Origin of the sequence: Streptococcus parasanguinis (assembly GCF_001074805.1) — a bacterium.
Taxonomy (GTDB): Bacteria; Bacillota; Bacilli; order Lactobacillales; family Streptococcaceae; genus Streptococcus; species Streptococcus parasanguinis_A.
Map to the genome: position 1 here is coordinate 1 of NZ_JUPI01000137.1, position 10,925 is coordinate 10,925.

Genomic DNA, 10,925 nt, shown 5'->3' on the forward strand with positions numbered 1-10,925 from the left:
GGAGGTGGGACGACGAAATCGAATTCTAACGAATTACCGATTTCTGTCCCACTCTCTTTTTGAGGTTAAGATGACCTCAATCTATCTGTGCCTGATGATGTATTGATCATGGTAAAACAAATCTTCGTGAGAAAGCAAGTCTACTCATTTTTTTGAATGATTAGTTCTCCAGATCTAATTTCCCAGACTTGGTCAAAGTTCTTCAGTGCTTCATTCTGTCGGTGTAAAGTAATGATGACAGCACACGGTAAGTCTAGTACTTTTTTCAATTCTGCCTCGAACTGATGAGCATCCAATGCTGAAAAAGGTTCATCCATAATAACTAATGGACTCTGGCGGTTTTTTTCTCGATTGAGGTACATGCGTTGTTGTTGACCACCTGACAGGGATTGAGGAGGTGTTACTTCGAACTCCACATCCTTAAACTCTGCAGGGAAAGTATTGAATAGCGTAACATTATTTTCATAACTAGAGATGAAGCTATGCTCTTGTTGCAAAATCAAGCCAAATCTTCCCCAAAGCTGATTTAGGGGAAGATCATTCAGCAAAATCTCGCCTTGGAAATCCTCATCCGTACCATTTAAAATATTGAGTAGGCTACTCTTACCTGATCCGTTCTCTCCTATGAGGGCAATCTTATTTCCTTTGTGAATGGTGGCAAAAGAAATCTTCAATGTTGATTCCCCAAGTTGTTTAGAAAGATTCTTCAATTTGATCGTTTCAAAAGAAAGCTGTGGTGCCTGAATTGAAGATGGATGCTTAACAATAGTTTGAAAGCTTTTAATTACAGGTTTTACCGACTCCAACATTTGCAGATCGTAAAGGATTTCTTGAATTGGTTCTGAGAAGGCTGTAATATAACCAAAACTGGCCACCACCTCAGGGATACCAATTTGATGATGATATAGAGAGTAAGCTAGATAGGAAAAGAGAATAAGGCTAATGAATTCAAAAGAAATACCCGTCAAGAGAATACCTGTAATTTTAGTCAAACCATACCCAAGATACTTATCCTGCAAGTTTTTGAGAGAACTTCTTTGTTGCTCTATAAAATGAGGTAGAGTAAGTTTGTTAACTAGGTGATGTCCTCGGAATAGATCCTCCAAGGTCCGATAATAATCACCTTGCTTTTCAAGATAGGTTTGTCTACGCTTCGCAGTCAATTGACCAACGATCTTTGGAATTTGAATACTGATGGCTGTTGAAATCAGTAGGATCAGTGCCACTATAGGATTGATCGTTCTGGTAATAATGATGGTATAAATCAAAATTCGTAGAATCTGCTTAAAAAAACTCATCAGTGGAGGTAGATAATCTTTTTCCAGTGAGTCAAGATCATTAGATTGATAAGAAATGTATTCTGCGACTGTTTTCTGCTTGAAATCATGGTGGGCAAGTCCTAAAAGAGATTGAAACCAATCGTTCTTTAGATTTGTCGAAAAGAGAATGGCCTGTTTCCAGTCAAGTCGCATTTGGATGTAGTTGCAAGTCAGGTAACCTATAACTGCGATGCAATAACCTGACAAAGCTATTTGATAGTGGCCACGAATTAACTCTTGTGTAAAGTATGGAAGAAGAGCCGTACAAATATTGGACAGGCCACTAAAGAGAAAATTAAAGAAAAGATACCAGCGCAAAGGCTTAAGGTATTGAAACATAGACGAAACTCCTTGATAAAGCTATAACATAAAACTGATAATGACATAACAGCCCAGTTACATTAATGAGCAAATAGGGGCATTAGTTAGAAACTTTCATTTTTGTAAAATATAACTAAATTATAGCATATGATGAAGTCAGTTTATTAATTTAGAAGAAGTTTGTCCATGTATTTCTCAAAAAAATTTGATATTAGGATGATTCTGTAGGCGTGTTAATTTAAACAAAAGAACTGCTAGCGACAGGAGATGCTGCTAGTGGAACCTACTTGCCTCCAAGTAGTGGAGTGGATCTATCTTGGAAGCAAACAGTCTCTTTAGGGTGGCAAAAACGTCAAGCAAACCTAAACAAAGTGAAGAATCCGAAGGTTGAAACATTAGAAGACAAACTCTCAAAAATGTCACGTGCAGAACTGGAGGAAGAGTATGGAGACGTGATTCAAGCCTATAAAAGATTTACGACTATGGGGCAGGGTGATGTGGTTCTCTCCAAGTGGGATATGAATGATCTCAAATTGTTATGGAAGAGATATAATGAAGTTAAGAATGATCATTTAGGATTATTACCTTCAGAATTAGCCAAGGTGGACCCAAAATTTAAGAAACGTATCGATGCAATGGATCAAGAAGCGTTAGAAGAGGCCTACCCAGAACTTAAAACATTGATCTCCATGGCTCATGTGAATCCATATGCACAACTATTTAAATCTGAAACAGAGCGAGCTAATTATCATTACCTACTAGACCGTTATTTCTTTTTAGATAGTCAAAAAATGCTCAGTTGGCGAGATCCTGCTTTTCAAACTAAATATGATTATTATATAATTGAAGAAGGTATTGATCCTTTTACAGGTAAACCTGCTACACAGGAAGAAATCAATAGTGCAAAAAATATCAAGAAGGTGAGAGGTTTTACTGATAGCCTCCAACTAGCAAGTACCTTGTATACATCTTATGTTGGATATAATCAGTACTACAATAAACCCTACACATCTTTCTCGGATGTATATAGTAAGGTAAAAGGGAAAATTCCTGTCTTCAATAGGAAACCAGTAATTCCTGTCTTTTCAAATAGATATTCAAAAATAGATTTTACTCAAACTGACTTTGATGTTGAGTTAATAAGAGGTAGATTGAAAACTGATCCAGATACGGCTTTTTTCTGGTCAGGACGAACAGATGGCATTGGAGGAATGGATGTTGCGAAAAAAATAGCAAAAAATAAAGGAGGAGTTACATTAGAATCTACGATTGATGATACGAACATTGTAATGCCTGAATGGGATTTTAATACTCCTTCAAGTGTAACAGCTTGGGAGGAAGCTTCGAATGTTTACGCAGAGCAAGTATCTGGTGAAATAAGAGCTGTAGTTGGTAGCGAACTACGACCAGGAAATATTTGGGAAAACATCGAACTACCAAGATTGAAGGCCAATCCAAATGTTACTAAGGTTACAACAATAGATCCTAAAACAGGGGTAGAAAAAATTATATTCGAGAGGTAGAAATGAAAATTACAGGAACAAGATCAACAATTACTTTTGATTTAGAGAATGGTTTCCTCATAAAAGCACAAGGAGAATTGCTGATCAATAAAAAATTTGTTGTTTATAAAGATAGTATGACACAATGGGAGCCTCCTCATGAGAATCTTCCGATAACTCAAAGAGAAATAGAAAATATTATTAATACAGCTAAAAAAATGGAGAGCAATCAAACTATTCAATTAGACTTTGTATAATTATATTGTATTCTAAGAGAAATAAATCTCTATACAAGTGGTCAGGTTGTCTATCATGGGACCAAACTCCTAGGTGGAAGTGAAGAAGATGCTCAAACTGCAAACTTTATCGGGAACATCGTAGGAGGTTATGTGGCCTCCTCAGCAACCAGCAAGTTTAGTTTGAATCAACCTATTTTTTCAAATCGATATTCAAAAATAGATTTTACTCAAAACAGAAGACCATTATAAAACATTTTAAAAAAATAGAATAGAGGTTTGAAATCCTGAAAAATAGAATTCATTACATTACGAAACTTGAAATGCAAGATCGATTGCCTTTCAGTGGCTTTGTAGCAAATTTTGATGGGAAGCAGATCCAAAACAAAGAAGAACTATTTCGTTTTCTTGAAAAAAATGTCGGACTTCCTGATGCCAATAATTGGTCATCTATTACAGATTGGCTGACAGACTTATCATGGATAAAAGCTGAAGAATACAACTTTATTCTTGAAAATTATGATAGCTTCTTAAAAGATGACTTATCATCTAAAGACTTATTTTTAGAAATTTTGGAAGAAGATATTCTTCCTTGGTGGGAATGCGATGTTGAAAAGCATGTTGTTGGCAGTAAGGTCAAGAGTTTTCAAGTTTACATAGTAGAAAATTAAAAATAGGACAAAGTTTTAAGGAGCTACCTTAAGGTAACCACTTATGTTGGATATAATCAGTACTACAATAAACCCTATACAACGTTCTTGGATGTATATAGTAAGGTAAAAGGGAAGATTCCTGTCTTCAATAGGAAACCAGTAATTCCTGAGGTGAACCTTAAGGTAGATATCAATGGTAAAACTATAACAGAAACCACAAAACCTTATGATCGCGAACATATTTTACGAAATATAGAAGAAAGCAGGCTTGCGAGGGAGAATTCAGGGTTTAAAGACTTTTCAACCACGAGGCTTCAGCCGGTAGTCAAGCCTCAGCCTGCACCTAAGAATTTAGATGTTGAGGGACCAGTAGTAAATAATATTCAATCTAAATATCCCGATTTGCAAACTTATGAATATAATTCATATACAAATCCTGGTCCACTAAATGATTTAAGAGGTCAGCCTAATGTTAATTTTTATGGGGGACGGTATGATGTTGAAGTTTTGAAGTCTCCCAAAATATTATATCGAGCTGGCGACCAAAGCAATCCGCTAGGGCAATGGTTTACAGAATCAGCCCCACATTCTGAGATAGAAGTTAGAATAAATACGGCAGTAAAACCAATTTGGACAGATCGTTCAGGAAACTACACTGGCAGTTCTCCTTTAAATACAGTTTACGAAATAAAAATACCAGCTGGCACAACAATATATAGAGGACCTGTTGCGAGTCAAGGAGGCATCTATCAAGGTGGTTTGGAATATGAACAAATTTTTATTGAAACTCCGTGGAAAATAGAAGGTGTAGAGGTTATTAGCTCAAAACCATTAAATTAGTGAGGAAAGAAATGAAACGAAAAGAATTATTAGATAATATCAAATTAATATTACCACTATTAAATCAGTACAATGATGGGACAATTCATGTACAAATTTCATTTTTACAAGGATTAGAATGTGCATTGGAAAATGGTGACTCACTCCCTACAATAAGAGAAATTAAAGATATCCTTTATCCTCCAAGAGGAGGTCTATCAGACTTTTTTGTTTGGAAGAATGATTATTTGGAACGACTAAAAATTAATGAAGAAATTGAAGCCTACAATAATAGATTATGGGAGCTTTTAAATCAAATAGAAAACTTGGAATCATAGTAAATGCATCAAATTTTAAAATTAGAAGCATTTCATCAATCTCATACAAGAATTCCAAGCGAAAATGAAGCATCTGCTTTTGAAGATTTTTGGAAACCAGGAGGACAAACCTTCCCAGGAAATATGCCAGAAGGCATCATGAAAGATATTAGTACCCAAAGAGGAGAACACACATGGAACATAGTAAATTAACTTGGGAAGACGTTAGTAAGTTTGAAGAAATAAAAGGTTATGGACAACATGTTTGGCGACATCATGAGAAATATTTTTTTGTTACAGATGAAGGAGGAATAGCTGAACAGAGGGTAGTCTATGAATTACCATTAGAACTATTTCAATCACCCTACCAAGTTTTTCTGAGTTACTTGAAAAGTCTAACTTAATTTGACAATTTAGGCAATAAAGAAATCCTAGACAAGCTTTTGAGCTATTCAGAAGACTTGAAATACCACTATAATCTCTATCAGCTCTTGCTTTTTCACCTTCAGAATAAGGAACCAGAGAAATTTTTTGGACTCATTGAAGACAATATAAAGAAGGTTCATTCTCTTTTTCAGACTGTCTTTAAAACATTTCTAAAGGACAAAGGGAAAATCATCAATGACCTTCAGTTATCCTATTCCAACGCAAAATTGGAAGCGACTAATAATCTCATCAAACTTATCAAACGCAATGCCTTTGGTTTTCGGAACTTTGAAAACTTCAAGAAGCGAATTTTCATCGCTCTGAATATCAAAAAAGAAAGGACGAAATTTGTCCTTTCTCGAGCTTAGCTTTTCTTCAACCCACTAAAGTTGACAAAGAGCTGTAGATTTTAGGTATTTACCTTGTCTACTTAAGAGGTATCATATCATCGAGATAAAGGTGATTTGTTTGTTCCTAAGAATTAGGTTTTAGGTTTGACTTGTGGCAACTTCTGGAAAAAGCTTGTCTAGAATTTTTGGAGTGATAGCTTGTCCAGGACCTTCAGCACAATAGGTGTGAATATACATAGCGGGATTGAAGTTGAGCTCGATACAAGTGAAATGAGGTTTTTCCTTGCTAGCAGGCTGAGTTTTATCTGGAATGATGAGGTCAACCCCGCAAGCCCAGGCCCCCATGCTAGTTGCCATAGCTGCTGCCAATTCTTGGTAAGAGGAATCTATTGTCTCAGTGACATCAATAGAGTCACCACCCGTAGAAATGTTGGAGTTACGGCGGAGATTGACCTTTTTCCCTTCTGGGAGAATATCATCAGGTGCATAACCTTGTTGGGCCAACATCAGTTGTTCGATGTCTCCTAGCTCAATGATTTCCAGAGGTGATCGGTGATCACGGCCTCGCAATGGGTTGGCATTTTTCTGAGCGACTAATTCACGAATGGTGTGTTTGCCATCACCGACAACATTGGCAGCGACACGAAGGAGGACGGCCTCACAACGCCCGTCCAGAATGAAGAAACGGTATTCGGTTCCTGGGATAAATTCTTCAACAAGAACAGCTGTATCTTCTGCAAAGGCAATCTCGAGAGCTTTCTTATAGTTATCAAGGCTTGCAGGCTCTTGGAAAATGGAAATGCCCAGACCAAAGTTGGTTGATTTTGGTTTAACCACAATTTGCTTGCCCTTGATAAAAGGATAGTAGGTTAGACCTTGTTCTAGACTGGTAAATTCGTCGCCGGCAGGGACAGGGAAGCCAGCATCAGCCAGGATTTTTTTGGTCACGGTTTTATTAGCCATGGCAAGAGGAACTACATAGTTGTCTTTTGAGGTCATGTTACCATTTTTAACGTACTCAACATGATCTTTATGCCAGAGTTTAAGGAATTGATCCTGCTCATCTAGGATTTCAAAATGAAGCCCTTTTTGAATGGCATCAAAGAGCAGCATCTGGGTAGAAAGTTCCATCTCCTCATAACCCTTAAGGGCATAGTGGGCAGTCCAGTCGTAATCATGATAGGCAAGCGCCTTGTCAAGGGCAAAGTCAGCAAGGGACTTGTCTTTGATATGAGGAAGAAGTTGAGCAGCTAGTGTCTGACTAGGATCTGCAAAGGCATCTTTAACTTGTTTGACCAGACCTTGATGATAGTCACCAAGCCCAAAATGTTGCACCAGTTGGTCTAGAGCTGTCGTAATGTTCTGAGTTTCAGCTTCAGAAGGTAGAGGTTCTAAAGGATGAGAGAGGGCAATTTTTTCATTCAGCGCGTGACCTTGAGCCAGAGCCTGATCAACATTTTCAGGAGCATCCAGCCAGAGGAAGGCTAGAAGGAGTATGTGTACGGTATCCATGGTAGTTTGGCTAATACCGATACGCTCAAAGGGGTTGAGGTCAAAGTTACGGAATTCTAGGTAGGTGATTCCCTTGTCAAGGAAGGAGCGATTAACCTTTTGTCCACGGAAACGAACAGCCGAGTAAAATTCCTTTTCCGCAATCAAATCACCTTGTTCAATATAGTTTTCGATGGCAGAGACATAGTCTTCTAGGCTTGCAAAAGATACTTGTATTTCTTCCTTATTGACATAACCATGGTCGCTGTTTCGGAAGGAACGCACGAGTTCTGGCACTTCTTGGTCGAAGAAGCCGTGCTCAGCAACAGGTGCAGCACCAAAGAGATAGGTAATCACCCAACGATAGCGCAAATAGTTCTGAGCCAGCTTAAGATAGAGGGCGTTTTTGAAAGCAATTATATCAATCTGGTCACTTTCTTGGAATAGGGCTTCAACCAAATCTTTCCCTAGTTCCATATTATAGTGGATACCTGAGATAGCTTGTAGTTTAGTTCCGTATTTTTCGGCCAGGTAGTTACGATAATAGCGTTCAAATTTATTTTCCAGTTGGGCAACTTGGATTTCTTGGGCGTTGATACGAGGAGGCATGGACAAGGGCCAGAGAAGTTCATCTTTACTGATGGAACGTCCAGCTACATCGGTAATGGCTCCAAGAAATCGACGAGCCTCAGTGGTAGATTTAGCAACTGGTGTGATGAGTTCCATCTGAAACTCACAAAAATCTGTTTGAATATAAGGGTGGAAACTTCGAGCTCCTAGCCATGAAGGGTGAGGTGTATGTGCTAATTTTCCCTGTCTATCGACACGAAGACTTTCGCGTTCAATTCCAAAGTTAGCTTGAAGGATAGGGCTAGTAGGCTCCAGCTTTTGAAGCAGTTGATTTATAGTCATAGAGTCACCTTTTCATCTAATGTTAGTGATAGTCTATTATAAATAGGAGAAGAAAACAACTTTCCGCTACGGTTAAGGGGAATTTCCGAATGTTTCAGATAAGAATTCTTAAAACCAGTTGTTTTTTAGCTCTATTATATGCAAAAATTGTAAAATACCCACTGATTTTCATGTAAAATGTTATTTCTCTTGGAATTTAAATCAAATTAGCCTATACTAATGACGTATATATGAGAACGAAAGAATCCCTAGGGTCGGCACTGCACCCATAAAATGAGACATAAGAAAACACTCCTGTTGAAATCTGGTAAACTTGAAACAGGAGTGTTTTGTTATGGTCAAAAAAGCATATTCGGTAGAAACTAAGCTAGCCTGTATCGAATGGTTTCACTCAGTTCTCAAGTCTGAAACCATCTATCTTCATAAGTGGAGAAAGATATATGAAGATAGTCTAACAGATATTGTCAAAAATTACATCATATTTTATAATGAAACTAGAATTCAACAAAAATTAAATGACCAGTCTCCTGTAGAGTACAGAAAATTGGTCGCCTAAGAGGAGGTTTCTCTTGTCCCATTATTGGGGTCCAGCAACCGAAGGGCGCTAGCCTTCAAATTTTCCTCCCACAATGTGTCCAAAATATTGACAGAATTCCAGAATGTATAAATGAAACCAACAAAACAAGAATAGGAAGATGTTACCCAATTTGAGGAAATTGAAGGATATGGAAAATCCATTTGGAAAAATGAGGGCAAATATTATTTAGTTTTAGAAGAAGGTACTGTAGCTTCTTGGTTAGTAATCTATGAACTCCCACAAGAATTATTTGCCTTACTAGAGAGTGGTGAGAAAACGCTACGCGAAGTATCTTGGAAGATTCGGAATGATCGTTGGCCACCAACGGAAGAAGAGAGAAGAGAATCTAGAAGAAAATTTATAAGCAAACATCCAGCTTCTTTGATAGATGTCCCTAAAAATAGGAAACTTTTTTCTAAGGAAGAACTTAAAGAGTTGATTCCGATTGCTGAGCAGATGTGGATTGACTGGAGAGGCAAACTTCCAGATGATTATGTATCACCATTGAAATAGCCTGCGTGGAACTTGTTTAGACACCGTTAGTTGTGGACAAGTTTCTTTTTTTACTTTAGGTGCACTAGATGAATTTCTCTCACAATGTGTTGAAAATTTAGATAGAAATCCATCCTTCTCTTAATGCAAATACGGGAAGAGTTGAAAAACGCTAACCTGTAATCTCTCCTCTAGCTATTCCACCTATTTCATGCTAGAATAAAGAAAAACACATTTGGAGGCATTATGAATCAGACAGTGACTTATTTGCAGGAATTGACAGCCATTCCTTCACCGACCGGTTTTACACGTGAGATCGCAGACTATTTGGTCAAAACCATTGAGGGCTTTGGGTATGAAGTAACTCGGACTGCTAAGGGAGGCGTGAATGTGACCGTTCCTGGTGTGATCACAGACAAGCAACGCTATGTCACAGCCCATGTGGATACCTTGGGGGCTATTGTCCGCGCTGTGAAAGCAGATGGTCGCCTCAAGCTAGACCGTATCGGTGGTTTCCCTTGGAATATGATTGAAGGGGAAAATTGTACAGTCCATGTAGCCAATACAGGAAAGACCCATTCGGGAACAATTTTGGTCCATCAGACTTCTTGCCACGTCTACAAGGATGCGGGAACTGTCGAGCGGACTCAGGATAATATGGAAGTCCGTCTGGATGAAAAAGTGACCAATGAGAAAGAAACCCGTGCCCTTGGCATTGAAGTGGGTGATTTTGTCAGCTTTGATCCTCGGACCATTGTGACAGACACCGGCTTTATCAAATCTCGTCACTTGGATGACAAGGTGAGTGCAGCGATTCTCTTGAATCTTCTGCGCGCCTACAAGGAAGAGAAGATCCAATTGCCAGTAACGACTACCTTTGCCTTTTCAGTCTTTGAAGAAGTGGGGCATGGGGCCAATTCTAGTATCCCGTCTGAAGTGGTAGAATACTTGGCAGTGGACATGGGGGCTATGGGAGATGACCAAGCGACGGATGAATACACGGTATCCATCTGTGTCAAAGACGCTTCAGGACCGTATCACTACGAATTCCGTCAGCATTTGGTAGCCTTGGCAAAAGCCCAAGAAATCCCTTATAAATTGGATATCTATCCTTTCTACGGATCAGATGCCTCTGCAGCCATGAGCGCAGGAGCAGAAGTGAAACACGCTCTTCTCGGGGCTGGGATCGAGTCTAGCCACTCATATGAGCGGACCCACTTGGATTCTGTAGTCGCAACAGAGCGCATGGTCGATGCTTACCTCAAGAGCGACTTAGTAGATTAAAGATTGGATCTACTTTTGTGAACTATTTTTAGAAAGAAAACAATGTTTTTTCTTAGAAAATAACATAAGAAGTTTTTTTATAAAATATCTAGTCCTTATAGTTTTTCAAATCAAAACTGAGACTTTCTGCTGTGAGAAAAGTGCTTGAAATAGAATCATTTCAAGCACTCGGGAGTTTTGAAACTTTAGGTTCAAAACTAAGTCATGGAACTTCGTAGAAGTTCGC

Annotated in this window: 11 protein-coding genes and 2 pseudogenes; 11 read left to right on the forward strand and 2 right to left on the reverse strand. The window is 38.4% G+C overall.

What is annotated here, in order from left to right; translation table 11 throughout:
• Positions 1-140 precede the first annotated feature (140 nt).
• Positions 141-1,658: an ATP-binding cassette domain-containing protein gene (locus tag ADI76_RS09730; RefSeq protein ID WP_049516153.1), complete on the reverse strand. Its 1,518-nt coding sequence runs from the start codon at positions 1,656-1,658 to the stop codon at positions 141-143.
• A 248-nt stretch (positions 1,659-1,906) separates the two neighbouring features.
• Here ADI76_RS09730 and ADI76_RS11590 point away from each other — a divergent pair.
• The 8 genes and pseudogenes from ADI76_RS11590 to ADI76_RS09770 form a co-directional block, all read left to right on the forward strand.
• Positions 1,907-3,163 (forward strand): annotated as a pseudogene (locus tag ADI76_RS11590) (hypothetical protein); the annotation flags it as partial.
• A 2-nt stretch (positions 3,164-3,165) separates the two neighbouring features.
• Positions 3,166-3,399 (forward strand): Imm74 family immunity protein, encoded by a 234-nt coding sequence (locus tag ADI76_RS09740; protein WP_024056346.1) that lies wholly within the window; start codon positions 3,166-3,168, stop codon positions 3,397-3,399.
• A 302-nt stretch (positions 3,400-3,701) separates the two neighbouring features.
• Positions 3,702-4,049: a barstar family protein gene (locus ADI76_RS09745; RefSeq protein WP_003007812.1), complete on the forward strand. Its 348-nt coding sequence runs from the start codon at positions 3,702-3,704 to the stop codon at positions 4,047-4,049.
• 87 nt (positions 4,050-4,136) lie between these two features.
• Positions 4,137-4,871 carry a hypothetical protein gene (locus ADI76_RS11745; RefSeq protein ID WP_239683634.1) on the forward strand — a complete coding sequence of 245 codons (735 nt, stop codon included), beginning with the start codon at positions 4,137-4,139 and terminating at the stop codon, positions 4,869-4,871.
• An 11-nt stretch (positions 4,872-4,882) separates the two neighbouring features.
• The gene (locus ADI76_RS09755) at positions 4,883-5,188 is read left to right on the forward strand and encodes a hypothetical protein (RefSeq protein WP_003007809.1); all 306 of its coding nucleotides are present in this window, start codon (positions 4,883-4,885) and stop codon (positions 5,186-5,188) included.
• A 3-nt stretch (positions 5,189-5,191) separates the two neighbouring features.
• A complete protein-coding gene (locus ADI76_RS09760) occupies positions 5,192-5,380 on the forward strand; it encodes a hypothetical protein (RefSeq protein WP_049516156.1) in 189 nt (62 codons plus the stop codon).
• Positions 5,362-5,571, forward strand: a complete 210-nt coding sequence (locus ADI76_RS09765; protein WP_049516158.1) for a hypothetical protein — start codon at positions 5,362-5,364, stop codon at positions 5,569-5,571. Before ADI76_RS09760 ends, ADI76_RS09765 begins: the two co-directional genes overlap by 19 nt.
• Positions 5,572-5,577: 6 nt before the next feature.
• Positions 5,578-5,961: pseudogene (locus ADI76_RS09770) on the forward strand (ISL3 family transposase); the annotation flags it as partial.
• A gap of 120 nt (positions 5,962-6,081) precedes the next feature.
• Here ADI76_RS09770 and gshAB read toward each other — a convergent pair.
• On the reverse strand, positions 6,082-8,346 hold the full coding sequence (gene gshAB, locus ADI76_RS09775; RefSeq protein WP_049516161.1) for a bifunctional glutamate--cysteine ligase GshA/glutathione synthetase GshB: 2,265 nt from the start codon (positions 8,344-8,346) through the stop codon (positions 6,082-6,084).
• Positions 8,347-8,680: 334 nt separating this feature from the next.
• Between gshAB and ADI76_RS09780 the strand changes: the two genes are divergently transcribed.
• The 3 genes from ADI76_RS09780 to ADI76_RS09785 all read left to right on the forward strand — a co-directional run bounded on the left by ADI76_RS09780 (position 8,681) and on the right by ADI76_RS09785 (position 10,699).
• Entirely contained in the window at positions 8,681-8,902 is a 222-nt protein-coding gene (locus tag ADI76_RS09780; RefSeq protein WP_049516162.1) for an IS3 family transposase, read from the forward strand.
• Between the two features lie 159 nt (positions 8,903-9,061).
• Complete coding sequence (locus ADI76_RS11750; protein WP_239683635.1) at positions 9,062-9,436, forward strand: hypothetical protein; 375 nt, start codon at positions 9,062-9,064, stop codon at positions 9,434-9,436.
• A gap of 225 nt (positions 9,437-9,661) precedes the next feature.
• Complete coding sequence (locus ADI76_RS09785) at positions 9,662-10,699, forward strand: M42 family metallopeptidase (RefSeq protein ID WP_049516163.1); 1,038 nt, start codon at positions 9,662-9,664, stop codon at positions 10,697-10,699.
• Positions 10,700-10,925: the final 226 nt, after the last annotated feature.